The following is a 19,455-nucleotide window of genomic DNA, read 5'->3' on the forward strand; positions in this document are numbered from 1 at the left end:
CCCCTCCTCACGCTTCGGCCATGGGGACGCGGACGCCGGTGCGCTGCGCGACCTCGCGGGCGTCGTCGTAGCCTGCGTCGACGTGCCGGATCACGCCCATCGCCGGGTCGTTGGTCAGCACCCGCTCGATCTTCTGGCCGGCGAGGGCGCTGCCGTCGGCGACGCAGACCTGGCCGGCGTGGATGGACCGGCCGATGCCGACCCCACCGCCGTGGTGGATGGACACCCAGGACGCCCCGCTGGCCGTGTTGACCAGCGCGTTGAGCAGCGGCCAGTCGGCGATCGCGTCGGAGCCGTCGGCCATCGCCTCGGTCTCCCGGTACGGGCTGGCCACGCTGCCGCAGTCCAGGTGGTCCCGGCCGATCACCACCGGCGCGGAAAGTTCACCGGAGGCGACCATCTCGTTGAACCGGACCCCCGCGGAGTCCCGTTCGCCGTAGCCGAGCCAGCAGATCCGGGCCGGCAGGCCCTGGAAGGCGACCCGCTCGCTGGCCAGCCGGATCCACCGGGCCAGGGACTCGTTCTCCGGGAACAGGTCGAGGATGGCCCGGTCGGTGGCGGCGATGTCGCGCGGGTCGCCGGAGAGCGCCGCCCACCGGAACGGGCCCTTGCCCTCGCAGAACAGCGGCCGGATGTACGCCGGCACGAAGCCGGGGAAGTCGAAGGCCCGCTCGTACCCGCCGAGCTTCGCCTCGCCGCGGATCGAGTTGCCGTAGTCGAAGACCTCCGCGCCGGCGTCGAGGAAGCCGACCATCGCCTCGACGTGCTTCGCCATCGACGCCCGGGCCCGGTCGGTGAACTCGGCCGGCTTGGCCGCCGCGTACTCCCGGGCGTCGGCCAGCTCCACCCCCTCCGGCAGGTACGACAGCGGGTCGTGCGCGCTGGTCTGGTCGGTGACGACGTCGATCGCCACGCCCCGGCGCAGCAGCTCCGGGAAGACCGTGGCGGCGTTGCCGACCACGCCGACGCTCAGCGCCCGCCGGTCCCGTTTGGCGGCCAGCGCCCGCTCGACGGCGTCGTCGAGGGAGTCGGCGATCTCGTCGAGGTAGCGGTCGTGCGCCCGCCGCTCCAGCCGGCTGCGGTCCACGTCCACGACCAGGCAGGCGCCGCCGTTCATGGTGACCGCGAGGGGCTGCGCCCCGCCCATCCCGCCGCAGCCGGCGGTGAGCGTCAGCGTCCCGGCCAGGGTTCCGTCGAACCGCTTGGCCGCGACGGCAGCGAACGTCTCGTAGGTGCCCTGGAGGATGCCCTGGGTGCCGATGTAGATCCAGGAGCCGGCGGTCATCTGGCCGTACATGGTCAGGCCGAGCGCCTCCAGCCGCCGGAACTCCGGCCAGGTGGCCCAGTCGCCGACGAGGTTGGAGTTGGCCAGCAGCACCCGGGGCGCCCACTCGTGGGTGCGCAGCACGCCCACCGGGCGGCCGGACTGCACCAGCATCGTCTCGTCGTCGCGCAGCTCGGTGAGCGTACGCACCAGCGCCTGGTACGACGGCCAGTCCCGGGCGGCCTTCCCGGTGCCGCCGTAGACCACTAGGTCCTCGGGGCGCTCGGCCACCTCGGGGTCGAGGTTGTTCATCAGCATTCGCAGGGCGGCCTCCTGCGGCCACCCCTTCGCGGTGCGGGTGGTGCCGCGGGCGGCGCGGACGGGCTGGTGCATCTCGTACTCCTCTCAGCCGAGGAACAACTGGCGGCGGGCGGCGGACGACTCGAACGCCTCGAGCCGGGCCTGGGTCTCGGCCGGGGTGGCGTCGCAGATCGCCTGGAGGACCACCATGGCCAGGGTCATCGGGGCGGTGTGCAGGTCGAAGACGAGGCCGGTGCCGACCGCGGCGGGCAGCACCAGCGCGGCGTACTCGTCGGCGGGGCTGACCGGCGAGTCGGTGATAGCGACGACGGTCAGCCCGGCGTCCCGGGCGTCGCGCAGCGCGTCCAGCGTCTCCCGGGGGTAGCGGGGCAGGACGAAGGCGAGCAGGGCGCGTGCCCCGGCCGCGGCGGCCTGCTCCAGGCGGTCGGTGAGCAGGCTGCCGCCGTCGTCGAGGACCCGCACGTCGGGGTGCACCTTCGCGGCGAAGTACGCGAAGTAGGCGGCCAGCGGCGCGGCGGCGCGCAGCCCCAGCACGGGCAGTGGCCGGCTGGTGGCGAGCAGCCGGCCGGCCTCGGCGATCCGCTTCCGGTCGGCCAGCTCGCCGGCGAGCCGGTCCAGGTTGCCCATCTCGGCGCGGACCGCCCGTTGGAGTTCGTTGCCGGCGTCCGCGTCGTCGGGGCCGCCGGCCGGGGCGATCTCCCGCAGCCGGCGGCGCAGCGCCGGGTAGCCGTCGTGGCCGAGCGCCACCGCGAACCGGGTGACCGACGGCTGGCTGACCCCGGCCAGCTCGGCCACCTCGGCGGCGGACAGGTACGCCGCGGTGGTGGCGTGCTGCACGAGGCAGTGCGCGATGCGCCGCTGGGTCGGGGTGAGCCGGACGCCCTGGAACAGGTCGAGCAGCCGGTCCGGCGCCGCGGCGACACCTCCTTCATTCATGCCGCGACTCTATGCATGAAAACTTTCAGAGGCAACCGTCCGGTTGAGCCGCGCGCGCTGTCCCATCCCACCGCCCACGGGTCAGCGCCGGTGCACGTTCTCTGTACTATCCGCACGGCAGGTGAGCAGAGGAGTCGTGGCATGCAGCCGGTTGGTCCGTACAGGTTCACCGAGGCGCTGGGCGTCTGCCAGGTGGGTACGGCCTGGTGGGCCGTCGACGGGCAGGATCGGCTGGTCACGGTGGCCCTGCTCGAAGGCGCCGCCGCGACCGATGTGGCCTGGCGACAGGCATTCGGCAACGCGGCCAACGCCATGGCGCAGGCGCCGGGCGGTCAGCGTTACGTCAACGCCGACCTCGACGCCGCGCAGCCGTGGGTCGCCTATCCCTCCGAGGAGGGGATGGGCGCCCAGCGTCTCTTCCAGACCCTCGGCATGGACCTGCACCCACCCGAGGCGCAGGCGACCGTGCTGATCCCGGCGACGGACGCGATAACCTCGCCGCCGCGGCCGGTCTCCGGCGCGCCGACGTCCGGCTCGCCCACGCCCACCTCCGGGCCGCCGCACCTGCCGTGGGCGATGCACGCCACCGGTCAGCAGCCGATCGTCCACGTGCCCCAGCAGCCGGCGCCACAGCTCGCCGTACCGTCCACTCCGGTCCCGGCGCCCGCGGATTCGCCGCCCGCCGACCCGTTCGCCGACCCGACCCGCCGCATCCAGCCGTCCGCGGCCGGCGCTGGCACCGCCCGCTCCGGTGCGGCGCTCTGGCTCGCCGTCGCCGCGCTCGTGCTCGGCATCCTCGCCGGGGTCGGCGCCGTCGGCGTCGCCACCGCCGTCGGCGACGAGGCCGGCGACGCCGCCCCGGCGACCGCGTTCCCGGTCGACGATCCGGTTCGGCCGGGCCTGAGTCCATGGGCCAACGCCGCGCCGTCCAGCCCGCAGGAGCGGGCGCTCGCCGCGGCGGGGCCGTCCCTGGTGTTCTTCGAGGCCGTCTTCACCGGCTACCTGCGCGACCGCGCCACGAACGCCCTGGTGCGCCCCACGCCGATCACCTTCAGCCGGCGGTGCACCGGCTTCGTCGTCGACCCGGACGGCCACGCCCTGACGAGCAGTTCCTGCGTGCGGCCCGGCGAGGAGTACGCCCGGCGGATCGCCCTGGACACGGTCGCGCGGATGCTGGTGCGCGAGGGCAAGCTCGCCGAGAACCAGGTCGAGAACTACCTCAACACCAACCTGGACCGGACCCTGTTCACCGGGGTGGACCAGGGCACCGAACCGGCTACCCAGCTCTTCGCCCAGCTCAACGAGGCCAAGGGCAACGTCACCGAGGATCCGGCCATCGGCGGCCAGGTGGTCTCGGCGCAGACCGAGGAGACCGGCAACGTCGCCCTGGTCAAGCTGAACCGCAACGGCCTGCCCGCGGTCGGCCTGGACACCGGGGCCAGGGTGAGCCAGAGCGGGCACCTGCTCGTCCTCGGCTTCGCCACCACCGACGCCGACTTCCGTACCGCCACCTACCGGCCCCGGACGATGAGCGTCAAGATCGCCGGCACCGGCCGGCGCGGTGACGTGTCGATGTGGCGCATCGGCGAGGACCTCGGCAACACCTCCTACGGAGGCATCGCCATCGACCCCGCCGGCCGCGTCATCGGCATGCTCGACCAGGATCTGGCCCGCCCCGACCGGGCGAACCGGGTGGTGCTGCCCGCGTCCGCCTTCACCGGCCTGCTCGGCGAGGCCGGAGTCAAGGCCGAGCCGGGCGAGACCGACCGGCTCTACCGCTCCGGCCTGGACGCCTACTTCACCGGCCGGTACGCCACCGCCGCCGACCAGCTCGCCGCCGTGGCGCGGCAGGTGCCCGACAACCGGCTGGCCGAGGCGTACCGGCAGAACGCCGACAGCCGGGGCCAACTGGAGGGCGAGCCGGCGAGCGCGCCGGCCTGGGCCTGGTGGCTGCTCGCCGGCGCGGGCGGGCCGCTGCTGATCCTGCTGGCCCTGCTCGTCGTCCTGAACGCCCGGCGTCGTCCGTGAGCGCCGCCGCCTCCGCCCGGCACGCCGCCGGGAGCGCCGCCGACGGCAGCCGGTCCCGCGGGCTGTCGCACCTGCTGTCGGTCGCCATCGTCGTGGTGGTCGGGATCCTGCTGGTGCACGTGCTGGTCGAGACCTGGGCGCAGGTGCTCAGCGGGCCGACCAGCGCCGATCCCCGGGCCAACCTGGAGAACGCGGCGCAGTGGCCCAAACAGCTCAAGACCCTGCTCTACCTGGGGCTGGCCGGGCTCACGGTGGTGAAGGTGGTCGTCGACCGGCTCTGGCACCGGTTCCGGACCGGCGCCGACCTCGCCCTGCTCGTGCTCGGCCTGGTCATGGTGCTCGCCGGCCTGGTGAACGACTCCTCGACGAGCCTGATGGGTCAGGCGCTGTTCGTCTACTTCCGGGGCGTGCTGGTCTTCTACGCCCTGCGGGCCGCGGACCTCGAACCCGGCCTGGTCCGTCGGCTGCTGCTGGTGGTCGCGGCCGTCGTCGGGGTGAACGTGCTCCTCGCGCTGGTGCAGATGCTGGTCGGGGCGCCGGCCTACCGGATGCTCGGCTGGGTGGACATGACCTGGGCGGAGCAGAGCCGCGCCCAGGGCCTGCAACCCCACCCGAACCACCTCGGGCACCTGCTCGGGCTGGCCCTGCTCGGTTTCATCGCCTGGGTCGCGGTGCAGCCGCGGGTCCGCCTCGCCTGGTGGGCGGTGGCGGCCGTGGTGGCGCTGGCGCTGTCGGCGAGCCAGTCCCGTGAGTCGTTGCTCGGCGTCCTGGTCGCCGGGGTGCTGATCGCGATCCTGGTGCGGGGCAGCGCCCGGCGTGTCCTGACCGTCTGCCTCATCCTGTCGCTGTGCACCGCCGCGCAGATCGCCGCCCGGCCCGACAACCGGGCCGAGTGGGAACGCCGGCTGGACAACGCCTTCTCCGGCTTCCTCCACCCGGCCGGCAGTGAGCACCGGACCGAGCCGGCACCGCCGGCGGCCGAGCCGGCCTCCCCGCGTCCCGCCGGCTCGCCGGCCGCCACGCCGGGCCGGACGTCGACCGCGAAGCCGAAACCGTCGGCCACGGCCACTGCCCGGCCGTCCGGTCCGGCCGCCGGGCCCGCCCCGAGCCCGTCGCCGGCACCCGTACGCGAGATCCGGGTGCTCTACCTCCAGCAGGCCGCCGACATCCTGCCGCGTCAGCCGCTCCTCGGCTTCGGCATCGGCCAGTTCGGTGGCGTGGTCGCCGAGAAGAACAACCCCAACTGGCACGAGAACCCGAAGTTCGGCCCGAAGGGCTTCAACCGTTACGGCTTCCAGGCCGTCCAGGTCGACTCGTTCTGGCTGCACCTGACCATGGAGGCCGGCGTACTCGGGCTCATCGCGTTCCTGGTCTGGCTCTTCTTCGTGCTGCGGCCCCTGCTGGCCGCGCTGGGACGGCAGCGCCGGCAGCGGAACGCGCCGCCCCCGTCCGCCGCCGTGGTGTGGGGCGTCGGCGCGCTGGTCTTCGCCGCGCTGGTCGCCTTCCTCTCCCCGGCCTTCGAGGACCCGCTGCTGCCGGCTCTGCTGTGGACCGTGGTCGGGCTCGCCTGGTGGGCCTGCCGCCGCTCCCGGGAGAAGGAGGCCTCGATCTACACCGCGGCGACGGAGATGCTGCCGGTGGTCCGCCGTCCCTCGGACACCAGCGAGGTCAACACCCACATCCTCGCCACCGACGAGATCCTGGCCCTCGCCCGACGTTCCCGCCGTGCGGGCGGGAACCGGCCGGACGGCGGAAGCGCCCGGTGAGAGCAGCCGTTCGGCGGACGTCCGACCAGCAATTCGGTGCATAGAATCCGGAATGCCAGGCGGCGACATGTGTCGATCCGGTGACGTTTCGGGGTGACATTCGGGGCGTTCCGGGCGCCAGGTCGGACAAGAGAACGTGCACGGGGAGCGGGTTATCGACATGGACGTACGGGACTGGCCGTCGGCATCGGACGGCGGCGCTTCGCCGGTCGTCGGCGCGGCAGGTGACGATCACCGGTGATGGTCCAATCTCCTGGCACCCGGTCCGAGCCGCCGGCCTTCGGCGCACGGCCGGCGCCGTACCCTGCCCACTGGCGCCCGGAGGCCGTCGCGGCCGCCGCCCGATCGGCCGAACGCCCCACGACCCCCGCCATCTCGGTCTGCATCGCCGTCCGGAACCGCCCGGACCTGCTGGTGAAGTCGGTACGCAGCGTCCTCGCCGGCGACTTCCCCGACTTCGAGGTGGTGATCGTCGACGACGGTTCCACCGTCCCGGTCCAGGAACGCCTCGCCGGGGCCGGTCTGCTCGCCGACGACCGGATCCGCCTGGTACGCCAGCCGCCCTCAGGCATCAGCGCGGCCCGGAACACCGCGTTGACGGTGGCCCGTGGCCGCTACGTCACGGTCCTGGACTCCGACGACGAGCTGGCCCCGGACGGCCTGAGCCGGATCCACGCGGCGCTCGCGGGCACCGGGGCGCGCTGGGTCTACACCGACTACGAAGAGCTCACCAGCGCCGGCAGCCAGGTCATCCGGCTGCCGTCGTACGATTCGCCGCGGCGGATGCTGTGGTCCGTGCTGACCCGGCCACGGCTGCCGTTCAAGCACTCCGGCATGTCCATGGAGCGGGAGCTGCTCACCAGCATCGGCGGGTACGACGAGGGCACCCCGATCAAGGTGGACGTGGAGCTGGTCCTGCGCGCGCTGGCCAGCGGCGTGCACATGGCCCACCTGGCCCACCCGGTGGTGCGCTTCCACCGCCACGACACGAACATCAGCCGGCATCGGCTGGCCGGCCTCTCGGTCTGGTACAGGCTGATCAACACCTACGGCAGCAGCCGGATCCCCGGCCTGGCGCTGGCCGTGGTGACGGCCCGCGCGGCCAGCGAGATCGGCAAGGCCATGGTGACCGCGCTGGGCAGGTGAGAGCCCGCCGGAAAGCCGTGCTCGTGACACGGCTTTCCGGCCCGCCCCGCTGCGGTCAGCCCGCCAGCACCCGCCGGTAGACGGTGGCGATCCGCTCCGCCACCAGCCGTTCGTCCAGCCAGGCGTTCTTCTCCCGCCCGTCGGCACGCCGCCCGGCCCGCAGCACCTCGGCCGTCCGGTCGGCCAGGTCCCGCACCAGCCGGTCCCGGTTGGCGCCCTCGATCGGGCCGTCCGGGAAGCCGACGATCGCGCCCGGCCGCACCCCGTCCAGCACCTCGGCGACGTCACCCACGTCCACCGACACGACCGGAAGGCCCATCGCGGTGGCCTCCTTCACCACCGTGGGCGAGCCCTCCTTACCCCGCCGAGAGGTGAACAGCAGGACGTCGGCGGCATCGAACTTGCGGACCAGGTCGGCCTGCAACTGGCCGGGCGCGTGCAGGATCAACTCCCGCACCGACGGATCCCGCCGGTGCAGTTCGGCCACCACGTCCGCGAAGACGTCGTACCCCTTCACCTCCCGGGCCGGGTCGGCGGCGAAGAGCACCACCCGGGCCTGCTCGGGAATGCCGAACTGGCGGCGGGCGGCCATCCGGTCCCCGGGCCGGAAGAAGGAGAAATCCACCCCGTTGGCAATGATGTGCCCCTCCGGGTCGCCCGCCGTCTCGGCCAACCGCCGCGACACGTAGATCCGGGCGCGGGTGCCGCCCCAACCCGCCTTGGTCATCAGGCGCTGGCGCGGCACGTTCACGTCGCTGCCGTACAGGGACAGCACGGTCGCCGGATGGTTGGCCAGCCGGGCCGCCGGGGCGGCCATGCCGTAGTGCACGTGGACGATGTCGTAACCGCCGTCCTGCACCCGGCGGCGCACCCGGGGGCCGGCGGTCAGGTAGTCGAGCTTGCCCCGCGACTGCGCGATCACCTCCACGTCCACGTGGTGGCCCAGCGCCCGCAGCGCGGTCACCTGGCGCTGCACGAAGATGCCCCGGTAGCTGGTCGGATCCTCCGGCCAGAGGTTGGTCACCGCGAGGACCCGCAGCGGACGGGTGGTCGTGGCGGGATCGATCAGGTGCGTCAACTGTTCTCCCAGCAGAGATCCGGCATCATTCGGTGCCCGCGCGGCGGCGGGACGGCAACACCGCGAGCAGCCCGACCAGCTCGGTACGCAGCACCGCCAGCGCCACCAGCGGTGCGACGACGGCCACCAGCCCGGCCGGCCACGACCAGACCCCCAGGGCGTCGAGGCTGGCCACCAGCGCGCCGGCGGTCATCAAGCCGAGGCACCGGGCCAGCGGCCCCGCCCACGACAGGCGGTGGAGGCGCCACACGGTGAGGATCGGGACGAGCGCGGTGACGGCGGTGCCCACGAGGTAGCCGAGCCCGACGCCGGTGGCCCCCAGCGGCCCGGCCGCGACGGCCACCACACCGAGCCCGACCAGGCACCCCGTCACCGCCGAGGCGACCGGGATCCGGCTCTGCGCGGCGGCCCCGGCGGCCAGCGCGTTGACCGAGGGCACCTGGAGGATCCCGAAGAACGAGGCGCAGAGCATCAGGCGCAGCACCGGTGCGCCGCCGGCGTACCCGGCACCACCGAAGAGCGTCAGGATCAGCGGCGCGGCCGCCAGACCGACCAGGAACACCGGCGTCATCACCACGGCCAGCGCCCGGGTCGACACGTCCACCTGCCGGCGGACCGCCGACCGGTCACCGGCGCCGTGCGCGCCTGCCATGGCCGGGAACAGCGCCAGCGCCATCGCCCGGGGCAGGAAGTACAGCGGGGCGATCAGGGCGACCGCCGCGACCAGGTACGCCACCTCGGCCGGGGCCGCGAAGTGACCGGCAAGCAACTGCGTCGCCTGCAGGAAACCGGCGCTGGCGAGCGTTCCCACGCTGGCCAGCAGCGCGAACGACACCACCTGGCGCCGGTCGAAGGAGCCCGGTTCGGCGGACCGGTCCCGCCGTCGCTGCTGGCGGAGCTGCCGCCGGCACAACAACACGAAGGTGCCGTAGCCGAGGCAGAGCGGCAGCAGGTAGAACGTCCGGCCGGTGACGATCACCGCCACCGTGGCGACGATGGCCAGCGCGGACGTGCCCAGCTCGATCCGCGCGTACCTCGGGACCAGGCCGTGCCCGTACATCGCCGCCTTGTCCACCGTGTACAACGCGTAGCTGGTGGTCAGCGCGGCCAACGACGCGGTGTCCACCGGCCCCAGGTCGTGCAGCTGCCGGACCACCAACGCGGTGAGCAGGCCGAGGACCACCGAGGACAGCACGCCGACCCGGGACAGGAACCGATGGACGGCCCACGCGCCCGGCACGTCGGCCGCGCCCCGGTGGAACGCCACGAACTTCGACATGCCGGCGGACACCCCGCCCGGCAGCAGCAGACTGGCGATCATGCTGGCGGCCAGCATGATGCCGACCAGGCCGTACGTCGCACGGTCGGTGTGGTGGCTGGTCAGCGAGCCGTGCACCAGGCGGGTCAACCCGACGGCGAGCAGCGCGAGCATGGACAGCGCACCGGCCTTGACGACCGAGGCGGACCGGCCGCCGGCCGGCGGTGGCCGCCGCTCGGCGGCGGTGCCCGCCGCCACCTCCAACAGTGGGCCGGCGGCCGGCGGCGGGTGCGCGGCGGGCGGCTGCGCGGAATGCGAGGCGGGTACTCGTGGCAAGGTCGACCACCTGAGGGGTGAGGTGCGCGGATCCGCCCGCTGCTGCGGCGTCGAGCAGCGAAGGTAGCAGCCGACAGCGACCAGTGGGGGCCGGGCCGTAGGATGGGCCCGGCCAGCGGTCATTTTTCGTCAGCCACCGCGCTGTCTCACCCGAGGATGGTAATGGCCGAAGACGCCCGCCGCGGGGCCCTGCCCGCCAGTGGTCCGAGCGTCCGCGCCGGCGCTCCCACCGGAGGCCGGGTCTGGTCCGCCACCGCGCGGCTGGCCGGGCTCGGGCTGACCGCCCGGCGGTGGACCGCGCTGGCCGTGGCGTCGGCGCTGCTGCTCGCGGGCGGGCTCACCGTGGCCTGGTCCGGTCCGGACGAGCCGGACGCGGGGGACCAGGTCGCGATCGGCTGGCACACCTCCGAACCCCCGAACCGTCCCACCCTGCGCGGCCTCGCGCCCGCCACCGTGCGGATCGGGGCGGCAGTCAGCGCGCGGCTGCTCGACGACGTGCCGTACCGGGCCACCCTGGCGTCGGACTTCACCGCCGTCACCCCGGAGAACGCCATGAAGTGGGAGGTCCTGCAACCCACGCCGGGCAGCTACGACTGGACCGACGCCGACCGGATCGTGGAACTCGCGCAGGCCAACGGCCAGGCCGTCTACGGGCACACCCTGGTGTGGCACAGCAGCGTACCGTCGTGGGTGTCGGAGTCCTGGTCGCGGGAGCGACTGCGGTCCCTGCTGCGCCAGCACGTCATCACGGTGGCGTCCCGGTACCGGGGCAAGGTCTGGGCGTGGGACGTCGTGAACGAGGTGCTGGCCGAGGACGGCTCGCTGCGCGACACCATCTGGCTGCGCCGGCTCGGCCCCGGCTACATCGCAGACGCGTTCCGCTGGGCGCGGGAGGCCGACCCGGACGCCCGGCTGTTCATCAACGACTACGACACCGAGGGCCGCACGAGAAAGGCCGACGCCCTGTGGCGGCTGGTGCGCGACCTGCGAACCGCCGGTGTGCCGGTGCAGGGGGTCGGCTTCCAGAGCCACCTGCGGTCCGGCCGGCAACCGCGCGACGTCACCGGCAACCTGCGCCGGTTCGCGGCACTCGGGGTCGCGGTCGCGATCACCGAGCTGGACGTGCGGATACCGCTGCCGGTCAGCCAGGAGGAACTGGTCAACCAGGCGCTGCTCTACCAGCACATGTTGGCGGCCTGCCTGGCCGTGTCGACCTGCGAGTCGTTCACCGTCTGGGGCTTCACCGACGCCAGCAGCTGGATCCCGCACCGATATCGCGGCTACGGCGCGGCCTGCCTCTTCGACGCCGACATGCGACCCAAACAGGCGCACGGGGCGTTGGTCGCCGAACTCCAGGAGCGGGCGCCGGGCGCGCCCCGCTGAATCGGCGATCCGACCGCGATCGATGCAGCATCGACCGAACCGCCGATGGCCGGAGCCGCCCGACACACGTACGGTGCATGCCGCGATCTCCCGACGGGGGCTGTCGTAGGAAGGACGATCGTGTCACTGAACACCCGGGTGCCCGGGCAGCAGACGGCGGCGAAGCGCGGCGGCCACGTCGACGCCGGCGTGATCACACCCTCACACGGCTTCGCCAGGTCGGCCTTCGGCCGTCGGGTCACCCCCCGGGTGATGTGGCACCGCCCGTACATCCTCTGGCTGCTCGTGCTCGACCTGCTGGCCGCGTTGGCGGCCAGCCAGACCGCGGTGGGCCTGCTGGAAAAGGCGGACGCCGGCTTCCACGACCCGGCCGCCCCCGGCGGCGTCGACGGCGTCTTCGTGCTGGTGGCCAACGTCGGCATCCCACTCGGCTGGGTGCTGCTGCTCGCCGCCTCCGGCGCGTACCACCGCCGGGCGTTGGGCACCGGCACCGAGGAACTGAAGCGGGTGGTGCGCGCCGACATCGCGATGGCCGCCACCGTCTCGCTGCTGGCGCTGGGCTTCAAGAAGGACCTGTCCCGGCTGACCGTGCTCCTCGTCGTCGCCGCCGCGCTGCTCTACACCCTGATCGGCCGGTTCGTCGCCCGCTGCGTGCTGCGCCACCTGCGCCGCACGGGCGCGCGCGCGTCGCAGAAGATCCTGCTGGTCGGGAAGCTCTCCGACGCGCTGGCCCTCTACGACGTGGCGACCCGCAACCCGGCCGCCGGCCTGCGACCCATCGCCATCCACCTGCCCCAGCACCCGCGTCCCGGCGAGACGGTCACCGCGCCCGTTCCCGTGTACGTCGGGTGGGAACTGGTGCCACTGGTGCAGGAGATCGGCGCGGACACCATCGCCGTCTGCGGGCCGGCCAGCCTCGAGTCGTACGAGCTGCGGAAGCTGGCCTGGCAGTTGGAGGGGACCGGGCTGGACCTCGTCGTCGTGCCGCAGGTGACCGACGTGACCGGCCCGCGCATCCACGTCCGCCCGGTCGACGGGCTGCCCCTGTTGACCGTCGAGGAGCCCACGCTCTCCGGCCTTTCCCTGGTGGCGAAGAGCGCCCTCGACCGGATCACCGCCCTGCTCGGGTTGATCCTGCTGAGCCCGGTCCTGCTCGGCATCGCCCTGGCGATCAAGCTGACCGACCCGGGGCCGGTGATGTTCCGGCAGAGCCGCATCGGCTACCAGGGCAAGGCGTTCAAGGTGTGGAAGTTCCGCACCATGTACACCGACGCGGAACAGCGGCTGGAGGCCCTGCGCGGGCACAACGAGAGCGACGGCCTGCTGTTCAAGATGAAGGACGACCCGCGGGTCACCCCGATCGGCCGGCACCTGCGGGCCCTGTCCCTCGACGAGCTGCCCCAGCTGATCAACGTCCTGGCCGGGCAGATGTCCCTCGTCGGCCCCCGCCCGCTGCCCACCGAGGACGACGACTACCAGGGCGACGTGCGGCGCCGGCTGCTGGTCCGGCCGGGCATCACCGGGCTCTGGCAGGTCTCCGGCCGCTCCGACCTGACCTGGGACGACGCGGTGCGGCTCGACCTGCACTACGTCGACAACTGGTCGCTGACGTACGACATCGGGATCCTCTGGCGCACGGTGAGCGTGGTGCTGGCCCGGCGAGGCGCGTACTGACCGGCGGAAACGCCGGAGGCCGCGGGCGGAGGTCACTCCGCCCGCGGCCCCGAAGGCCGTACCGTCTACTTCTTCTTCTGCGCCGCGTCGATGATCTCCTGGACCGAGTCCCGGCGGACCGCGTCGTAGCAGACCCGGACCTTCGCCTCGTCGGCGAAGACCACGCTCTGGCCGCCGGCGTTGCCCGTCCCCTTCGTCGGGCTGGTCAGGAACGTGACGTTGCCGCCGCGCAGGCCGCGCAGGTCCGTCGCCGTGGAGAGCAGGGACATCTGCTCGTCCACCGACACCGCGCTGGACGTGGCCTTGACGAAGTCGTTGAGCTTGCCGGGGCTGCTCAGGATGCCGCCGGAGGCCGCCTGGTCCAGGATCGCCTTGATCACCTGCTGCTGGTGCCGGATCCGGGCGAAGTCCCCGTCGGCGAACTGCTTACGCTGGCGGGAGTAGTCCAGCGCCGCCTCGCCGTCCAACCGCTGCGGGCCGGCCGGGAACGTGCGGTGCGGCGGGTGGATCGAGGTGAACTTCTTCTCCGCGGTCACCTCGATGCCGCCCAGCGCGTCGACGATCTCCTTGAAGCCGGCGAAGTCCACCATCATCACGTTGTCGACCCGCACCCCGGTGAACTTCTCCACGGTCTGCACCATCAGCGGCACCCCGCCCCAGGCGAAGGCCGCGTTGATCTTCGCCTTCCGGCCGCCGTGCCGGCCGTCCTTCGACTTCGGCACGTCCACCCAGGTGTCCCGGGGAATCGAGATCAGCTGCGCGCTGGAGTGGTCGGCCGGGATGTGCGCCAGGATGATGGTGTCGGTACGCGAGCCCGAGTTGCTCTCCGGATCCCGCGAGTCACTGCCCAGGATCATGAAGTTCCGGGCGCCCTTGGCGCCGGCCTGCGGGCGGCCCTCCTCCGGGACGTCCTTGAAGGCGTCCACCCGGTCGATGTCCTTCTCCACCGACCGCAGGTAGAGCGCCCCACCGGCGACACCCACGCCCACCAGCAGCACCACGGCCAGCAGGCTGAACAGGAGAATCCGGCGCCACCGCCGGCGCTTCGGTGGAGGAGCGTCGTTGCCCTGCAGGGCTTGCCCGCCGGCCCAGAGGGCCGGCTCGGGTTCCGTGTACTGCTGAGGATGCATGGCGGCGATGCTACTGAGTTCGAAGAAGGCTCGCGTGCCCCCGTCCGGCCCCGACCGGTCCGCCGGACGGCCCGAGCCGGACGCAACCGGCGCCGCCCGTCCACAGTGGTAGAACAGCGGGATGAACGCGCCGACCGTCGCCGCCATCCACACGTACCCGGTCAAAGGCTGCCACCGGCTCGACCACCGCGACGCCCGGGTCGAACCGTGCGGCCTGGCCGGCGACCGGCGCTGGCTGCTGGTCGACGCCGACGGCGTCGGCGTCACCCAGCGCGAGAGCACCGAGCTGGTCCGGCTGCACGCCCGGCCACGCCCCGGCGGCCTGCTGCTCACCGCACCCGGCCGGCCCGACCTCGACGTCGCCGAGCCGACCGCCGCCGTGCCGCTGCCGGTCCGGGTGTTCACCAGCCGGCTGTCGGTCGACGCCCTGCCCGCCGGCCCGGCCGCCGACGGCTGGCTCACCGACCTGGTCGGCCGGCCCGTCCGGCTGGTCTGGCTGGCCCACCCCACCCGGCACGTGCGCCCCGACGGGCGCGCCCACGACACCGGAGACCAGGTCAGCTTCGCCGACGAGTACCCGCTGCTGCTGACCAGCACCGCCTCCCTCGCCGCGCTGCACGACTGGCTCGCCGAGGCCGGCGAGGAACCGGTGCCGATGGCCCGCTTCCGCCCCAACCTGGTGATCCAGGGCGCCCCGGCCTGGGCCGAGGACGACTGGGCCGGCCGCCGGCTGCGCATCGGCGAGGTCACCTACCGCGCGGCCGGGCCGTGCGACCGCTGCGTGGTCATCACCACCGACCAGGAGACCGGAGTACGCGGCCGGGAACCGCTGCGCACCCTGGCCCGGCACCGCAACATCGACCAGCAACTCCTCTTCGGGCTGCACCTGGTCCCCGAAGGCGCCGGACGGGTGGCCCTCGGCGACCCGCTCACCGTCACCGGCTGAACCGGCCGCTTATCTTCCGCTTAGCTCACTTGTCCGGCCGCCGGCCGCTACCTCGACGTCACCGGACCCAAGGGCACCGTCCGGGTCCTGGTCATGGACCAGTGCCCCGAATGCGCGCCCGGCCACCTCGACCTGTCCGCCGAGGCCTTCGCCCGGATCGCCGACCCGGTCCGGGGCGTCGTACCGGTCAGCTACCGCGCGGTGGCCGACCCGCCGCTACCCGGCCCACTCACCTTCCGGATCAAGGAGGGCGCGTCCCAGTGGTGGTTCGCCGTGCTCGTCGGCGACCACGGCAACCCGCTGCGGGCCGTGGAGGTCCGCCAGGGCGACACCTGGCGCGCGGCCACCCGGCAGGATTACAACTACTGGCTCATCGACTCCGGCGCCGGCCCCGGCCCGTTCACCATCCGGGTCACCGACACGAACGGACACCGCGCCACCGCCACCGAAATCCAGCTGGCACCGGGCCGCACCCAGCGCGCCGACGTGCGCATGTACGGCGGCACGACGGCCGCCGCCGGGCGCGCGAGCCGCTCCGCCGCGCCCAGCCGATCGGCCTCGGCGCGGCCCACCGCCAGCGCCCGGGTCAGCCCAGGTGCCAGTGCCAGGGTCGGCGCCAGCGGCACACCGGTCCGGTCGCCGTCGGCGGTGGCGGCCACGCCCACGGCGGTACTGGACGCCGCCGTCGGCGCGGGCACCCCGGTGGCCGCCGAGCCGGCCGGCTGCGCGGGCTGACGGGCCGGTCGGCCGTGCGGGCTGGCGGGTCGGTCGGCCGCAACGGCGCGCCGGCGGTCAGGCGGCCAGCGCCGGCACGTCCCGCCAGAGGAACACCTCGTCGCGCTCGTCGCCCGGGGCCACCCGCAGCGAGCGCGGCAGCCGGCCCACCTCCCGGAAGCCCGCCTTGCCGTAGAACCGCTCCAGGCCGTGGCCGGCGCGCACCGTCACCAGCAGCGCCTCCCAGCCCAGCTCGGACGCGCGCCGGACCGCCTCGGTCATCAGCGCCAGCCCGTAGCCGCGCCCCTGGGTGTCCGGGGAGACCATCACCCGCTTCACCGTGCGCCAGTGGCCGGTCAGGTGGAACCGGTTGTCGGCGAAGAACAGCACCGCCACCGGCCGGTCACCCGCGTAGCCGACCAGCAGGCGGTCCGGGCCGTCGGTGACATCTGCGACGGCGCGCTCGGCGACCGGGCGGACCTCGTCGGCGGTCACCGGGGCGACGAAGCCGACGGCGCCCCCGGCGTTGGTGGCGTCCACCCAGATCTCGACGATCCGGTCGCGGAGGGCGGGGGTGAGCTCGGGGTCGAGGACGAAGCGCAGGTTCACGCGGCCATCTTGCGGCAGCCGTACGGGCCGGGACCACGATCGTGATCCTCGCGACAGCGGCGGTGCTGGTGCGGGAGGGGGGATTCGAACCCCCACGTCCATTCGGACAATAGGACCTAAACCTACCGCGGCTGCCGTTACGCCACTCCCGCCGACCCGCTGAGTCTAGAGCGTCTGGCCTCCGCCGTGGTGAGGCCCGCCTCGCGCAGTATCAACTGGACCGTCCGGTGGCTGATGGTGCCGGGCGCTCCGGGAAGCGCCGACACGCGTTGGGCGAGCTGGCGGGACGAGATCCCGGGGTGGGCGAGCGCCGCCTCGACGACCAGGTCGCGAAACTGTCGGCGGATCGGTTGGTCATGGGGGCGCTGCTGCGGTGCGATGGTGCCGGTCTCCTCGAGGCGTCGACGCATCCTGCTGACCCGCTCCCGGGTGCAGCCGATCAGGCGGGCGGCTTCCACCGCGCTCACCTCGCCGTTACGGACTCGGGCCACCACGACGGTCACCTCCTCGTCGGTAAGCGCCGATCCGGGTGCGCGGGGCGGCGGCCCGGTGCCCGGCGCAACCGGTGTGGCCATCGCCTTGTTGCGGCCGGCGTAGGTCGAGGTCTGGCTGTGGCAGTTGGGGCAGAGCAACCGCAGGTTGGGCGGCCGGTTGTCTAGGAAGTCGCCGTTGATGTGGTCGACGTGCAGGATCAGCGGCCGGCCCTGCCACCGCGCTCCGATGCCGCACCTCTCGCACTGCTCCGGGACGCCGATGTCGCGCAGGGCCCGCTTTAGACGGGTGCCCGGCGTGCGGCGGGAACCCGGCGGCAGTGGCGCCAGGACGTCTACCGACGCGGTGCGCCGTGGGCTGGGCGAGCCGCGGTTCGGCGAGATTCGCCTGAAGTGCGAGGTGTCGATGCCGAAGCGCTTGAGCTGCCGGCTGATGTGCGCGTGCGAGCCGCCGCTGACCCGTACGCCGAGCAGTCGCATGACCTCGGCGATGCTGTGCGCGGCGGCGGCCGTCTCGGCGAGCGCCTCGGGGGTGTACCGGTACCGGACCACGTACGCACCGTAGTGGCCCGGTCCGACAGTCTCAGTCCAGGCCGAGGTCGCGGCGCAGCTTGGCGACGTGCCCGGTGGCCTTGACGTTGTAGAGCGCCCGTTCGATCTTCCCGTCGGGGTCGATGACGAAGGTGGAGCGGATCACCCCAGTCACCGTCCGGCCGTACATCTGCTTCTCGCCGTACGCGCCGTAGGCGGTGAGCACCGCCTTGTCGGTGTCGGCGACCAGCGGGAAGGTGATGGCGTCGCGCTCGCGGAACTTCGCCAGTTTGGCGGGCTTGTCGGGGGAGATGCCGACGACCTCGTAGCCGGCGGCCTGGAGCGAGGCGAGTGAGTCGCGGAAGTCGCAGGCCTGCTTGGTGCAGCCGGGGGTCATCGCGGCCGGGTACGCATACAGGATGACCCGGCGGCCGCGCAGGTCGACCAGGGAGAGCGTCTCGCCGGTGTCGGTGGGCAGGGTGAACTCGGGCGCGGGGTCGCCGGCGTTGAGGCGGTCGGTCATGGCGCAGACGATACCGCCGGCGCGGGTCCGGGCGGCCGTGCCGACGCGCGGGTGCCGCCAACCATCGGGTGATCAGGCCCATGGCTTGTTGCAAAGTATTGGCAACAGCAGGGTACGGGAAATACGCTGACCCGTGCCGGCGTGGACCCGCCACGCCGGGCGGCGGGAGGTCGCGTGCAAACCCTGGCTATGCACATCTCGAACGGGATCATCAACGGTCCCGTCGCCGCGGTGTTCGGGGCGCTCGCCCTCGCCGCGCTGGCGTTCTGCGTGTTGCGCGCCCGCGCCGACCTGGACGACCGGTTGGCGCCGATGGCGGGCCTGGTGGCGGCGTTCATCTTCGCTGTGCAGATGCTCAACTTCCCGATCTTCACCGCCGGGGTCAGCGGCCACCTGCTCGGCGGGGCGCTGGCCGCGCTGCTGGTCGGCCCGTGGGTGGGCGCGCTCTGCGTGGCCGTCGTGCTGGTCGTGCAGGCGCTGGTGTTCGGCGACGGCGGGGTGGCGATGCTCGGCCTGAACATCACCAACATGGCCCTGCTGGGCACCGCGGCGGCGTACCTGCTGATCGCGCTGCTGCTGCGGGTGCTGCCGCGTACCCGGGCCGGGCTGGCGGTCACCGCGTTCGTCTCCGCGCTGGTCAGCGTGGTCGTCGCGAGCCAGGGCTTCGTACTCCAGTACGCCCTGGGTGGCACCACCGACCTCGGCGGCAACCTGGCCGGGCTGGCCGGCACGATGGCCGTGGTACACCTGCTGATCGGCATCGGCGAGGGCCTGATCACCGCGACCACCGTGCTCACCGTGGCCAAGGTCCGGCCCGACCTGGTGTACGCGCTGCGCTCCCGCCGGGCCGTCGCGCCGGCCGTCGCCGTTCCGGTCGCCGGGGGTGTGCGATGAGGACGCGGAGCTGGGGTTTCGTCGCGGTCGGCCTGCTGGCCGCCCTGCTGCTGGCCGGCGTGGTCAGCAACTACGCCTCGTCGCACCCGGACGGGCTGGACTCCTCCCTGCTCAAGGGCTGCACGGTGAACGCCGACGACGAGATCACCGGCGGCAGTTGCCCGGCCCAGCAGGCCCGGGAGCACGAACTGGCCGACAGCCCGCTGGCCGACTACGGGATCAAGGGCGTCGACAGCGACTTCCTCTCCACCGGGCTCTCCGGTGTCGTCGGCGTGCTGCTGACCTTCGCCGTCGGCGGCGGCGCCTTCTGGCTGCTGCGCCGGCGCTCCCCGGTCGCCGCCGGCACCGGGCCGACGACCGGCGACGAGCCGGGCACGGACGCGGACCGGCCGGCCGTGGACGCCGGCCGGGGCCCGACCGGCTGAGC

The 19,455-nt window shown here is 73.4% G+C and carries 16 protein-coding genes, 1 tRNA gene and 1 pseudogene; 9 read left to right on the forward strand and 9 right to left on the reverse strand.

All coding sequences use genetic code 11. The annotated features are described in order from the left end of the window. Positions 1-7: 7 nt before the first annotated feature. The gene (gene hutU / locus AB0H57_RS15230; protein WP_357506657.1) at positions 8-1,657 is read right to left on the reverse strand and encodes a urocanate hydratase; all 1,650 of its coding nucleotides are present in this window, start codon (positions 1,655-1,657) and stop codon (positions 8-10) included. 12 nt (positions 1,658-1,669) lie between these two features. Beyond that, the gene (locus AB0H57_RS15235) at positions 1,670-2,521 is read right to left on the reverse strand and encodes a MurR/RpiR family transcriptional regulator (protein WP_357506659.1); all 852 of its coding nucleotides are present in this window, start codon (positions 2,519-2,521) and stop codon (positions 1,670-1,672) included. Between the two features lie 141 nt (positions 2,522-2,662). Between AB0H57_RS15235 and AB0H57_RS15240 the strand changes: the two genes are divergently transcribed. The 3 genes from AB0H57_RS15240 (at position 2,663) to AB0H57_RS15250 (ending at position 7,461) form a co-directional block, all read left to right on the forward strand. Then, entirely contained in the window at positions 2,663-4,549 is a 1,887-nt protein-coding gene (locus AB0H57_RS15240; protein WP_357506661.1) for a trypsin-like peptidase domain-containing protein, read from the forward strand. After that, positions 4,546-6,315 carry a hypothetical protein gene (locus AB0H57_RS15245; protein WP_357506663.1) on the forward strand — a complete coding sequence of 590 codons (1,770 nt, stop codon included), beginning with the start codon at positions 4,546-4,548 and terminating at the stop codon, positions 6,313-6,315. The genes AB0H57_RS15240 and AB0H57_RS15245 overlap by 4 nt, the downstream gene beginning before the upstream one ends. 240 nt (positions 6,316-6,555) lie before the next feature. Next, entirely contained in the window at positions 6,556-7,461 is a 906-nt protein-coding gene (locus AB0H57_RS15250) for a glycosyltransferase (protein ID WP_357506665.1), read from the forward strand. A gap of 55 nt (positions 7,462-7,516) precedes the next feature. Here AB0H57_RS15250 and AB0H57_RS15255 read toward each other — a convergent pair whose 3' ends face one another. Together AB0H57_RS15255 and AB0H57_RS15260 are read right to left on the reverse strand one after the other, a co-directional pair. Next, positions 7,517-8,539, reverse strand: a complete 1,023-nt coding sequence (locus AB0H57_RS15255; protein ID WP_357506667.1) for a glycosyltransferase — start codon at positions 8,537-8,539, stop codon at positions 7,517-7,519. 25 nt (positions 8,540-8,564) lie between these two features. After that, the gene (locus AB0H57_RS15260; RefSeq protein WP_357506669.1) at positions 8,565-10,133 is read right to left on the reverse strand and encodes a lipopolysaccharide biosynthesis protein; all 1,569 of its coding nucleotides are present in this window, start codon (positions 10,131-10,133) and stop codon (positions 8,565-8,567) included. A gap of 162 nt (positions 10,134-10,295) precedes the next feature. Between AB0H57_RS15260 and AB0H57_RS15265 the strand changes: the two genes are divergently transcribed. Both AB0H57_RS15265 and AB0H57_RS15270 read left to right on the forward strand, forming a co-directional pair. Continuing rightward, positions 10,296-11,516, forward strand: coding sequence for an endo-1,4-beta-xylanase (locus AB0H57_RS15265; RefSeq protein WP_357506671.1), 1,221 nt, complete (start codon positions 10,296-10,298; stop codon positions 11,514-11,516). A 120-nt stretch (positions 11,517-11,636) separates the two neighbouring features. Then, positions 11,637-13,190, forward strand: coding sequence for a sugar transferase (locus AB0H57_RS15270; protein ID WP_357506673.1), 1,554 nt, complete (start codon positions 11,637-11,639; stop codon positions 13,188-13,190). Positions 13,191-13,255: 65 nt separating this feature from the next. Here AB0H57_RS15270 and AB0H57_RS15275 read toward each other — a convergent pair whose 3' ends face one another. After that, a complete protein-coding gene (locus AB0H57_RS15275) occupies positions 13,256-14,320 on the reverse strand; it encodes an LCP family protein (RefSeq protein WP_357506675.1) in 1,065 nt (354 codons plus the stop codon). A 121-nt stretch (positions 14,321-14,441) separates the two neighbouring features. Between AB0H57_RS15275 and AB0H57_RS15280 the strand changes: the two genes are divergently transcribed. Together AB0H57_RS15280 and AB0H57_RS15285 are read left to right on the forward strand one after the other, a co-directional pair. Beyond that, entirely contained in the window at positions 14,442-15,266 is an 825-nt protein-coding gene (locus tag AB0H57_RS15280; protein ID WP_357506677.1) for an MOSC N-terminal beta barrel domain-containing protein, read from the forward strand. A gap of 48 nt (positions 15,267-15,314) precedes the next feature. After that, positions 15,315-16,001, forward strand: a pseudogene (locus AB0H57_RS15285) (expansin EXLX1 family cellulose-binding protein); the annotation flags it as partial. A 57-nt stretch (positions 16,002-16,058) separates the two neighbouring features. On the opposite strand, the gene AB0H57_RS15290 reads toward AB0H57_RS15285, so the two are convergent. From AB0H57_RS15290 to bcp, 4 genes are all read right to left on the reverse strand, one after another. Then, positions 16,059-16,589, reverse strand: coding sequence for a GNAT family N-acetyltransferase (locus tag AB0H57_RS15290; protein WP_357506679.1), 531 nt, complete (start codon positions 16,587-16,589; stop codon positions 16,059-16,061). Positions 16,590-16,655: 66 nt separating this feature from the next. Further along, a tRNA-Leu gene (locus tag AB0H57_RS15295) sits at positions 16,656-16,741 on the reverse strand. Beyond that, a complete protein-coding gene (locus AB0H57_RS15300) occupies positions 16,727-17,632 on the reverse strand; it encodes an HNH endonuclease (protein WP_357506681.1) in 906 nt (301 codons plus the stop codon). The genes AB0H57_RS15295 and AB0H57_RS15300 overlap by 15 nt, the downstream gene beginning before the upstream one ends. 31 nt (positions 17,633-17,663) lie before the next feature. Further along, positions 17,664-18,134 carry a thioredoxin-dependent thiol peroxidase gene (gene bcp / locus AB0H57_RS15305; RefSeq protein ID WP_357506683.1) on the reverse strand — a complete coding sequence of 157 codons (471 nt, stop codon included), beginning with the start codon at positions 18,132-18,134 and terminating at the stop codon, positions 17,664-17,666. A 174-nt stretch (positions 18,135-18,308) separates the two neighbouring features. Between bcp and AB0H57_RS15310 the strand changes: the two genes are divergently transcribed. Together AB0H57_RS15310 and AB0H57_RS15315 are read left to right on the forward strand one after the other, a co-directional pair. Then, the gene (locus AB0H57_RS15310; RefSeq protein WP_357506685.1) at positions 18,309-19,028 is read left to right on the forward strand and encodes an energy-coupling factor ABC transporter permease; all 720 of its coding nucleotides are present in this window, start codon (positions 18,309-18,311) and stop codon (positions 19,026-19,028) included. After that, on the forward strand, positions 19,025-19,453 hold the full coding sequence (locus AB0H57_RS15315; RefSeq protein ID WP_357506687.1) for a PDGLE domain-containing protein: 429 nt from the start codon (positions 19,025-19,027) through the stop codon (positions 19,451-19,453). Before AB0H57_RS15310 ends, AB0H57_RS15315 begins: the two co-directional genes overlap by 4 nt. Positions 19,454-19,455 lie beyond the last annotated feature (2 nt).

This window comes from Micromonospora sp. NPDC050686 (assembly GCF_040654475.1).
Classification (GTDB): Bacteria; Actinomycetota; Actinomycetes; order Mycobacteriales; family Micromonosporaceae; genus Micromonospora.

Bases quoted from the DNA above. Each gene is read 5' to 3' on its own strand.
- bcp (WP_357506683.1), bottom strand. From the start codon at position 18,134: ATGACCGACCGCCTCAACGCCGGCGACCCCGCGCCCGAGTTCACCCTG.
- AB0H57_RS15235 (WP_357506659.1), bottom strand. From the start codon at position 2,521: ATGAATGAAGGAGGTGTCGCCGCGGCGCCGGACCGGCTGCTCGACCTG.
- AB0H57_RS15265 (WP_357506671.1), top strand. From the start codon at position 10,296: ATGGCCGAAGACGCCCGCCGCGGGGCCCTGCCCGCCAGTGGTCCGAGC.
- AB0H57_RS15275 (WP_357506675.1), bottom strand. From the start codon at position 14,320: ATGCATCCTCAGCAGTACACGGAACCCGAGCCGGCCCTCTGGGCCGGC.
- AB0H57_RS15315 (WP_357506687.1), top strand. From the start codon at position 19,025: ATGAGGACGCGGAGCTGGGGTTTCGTCGCGGTCGGCCTGCTGGCCGCC.
- AB0H57_RS15240 (WP_357506661.1), top strand. From the start codon at position 2,663: ATGCAGCCGGTTGGTCCGTACAGGTTCACCGAGGCGCTGGGCGTCTGC.
- AB0H57_RS15280 (WP_357506677.1), top strand. From the start codon at position 14,442: ATGAACGCGCCGACCGTCGCCGCCATCCACACGTACCCGGTCAAAGGC.
- AB0H57_RS15250 (WP_357506665.1), top strand. From the start codon at position 6,556: ATGGTCCAATCTCCTGGCACCCGGTCCGAGCCGCCGGCCTTCGGCGCA.
- hutU (WP_357506657.1), bottom strand. From the start codon at position 1,657: ATGCACCAGCCCGTCCGCGCCGCCCGCGGCACCACCCGCACCGCGAAG.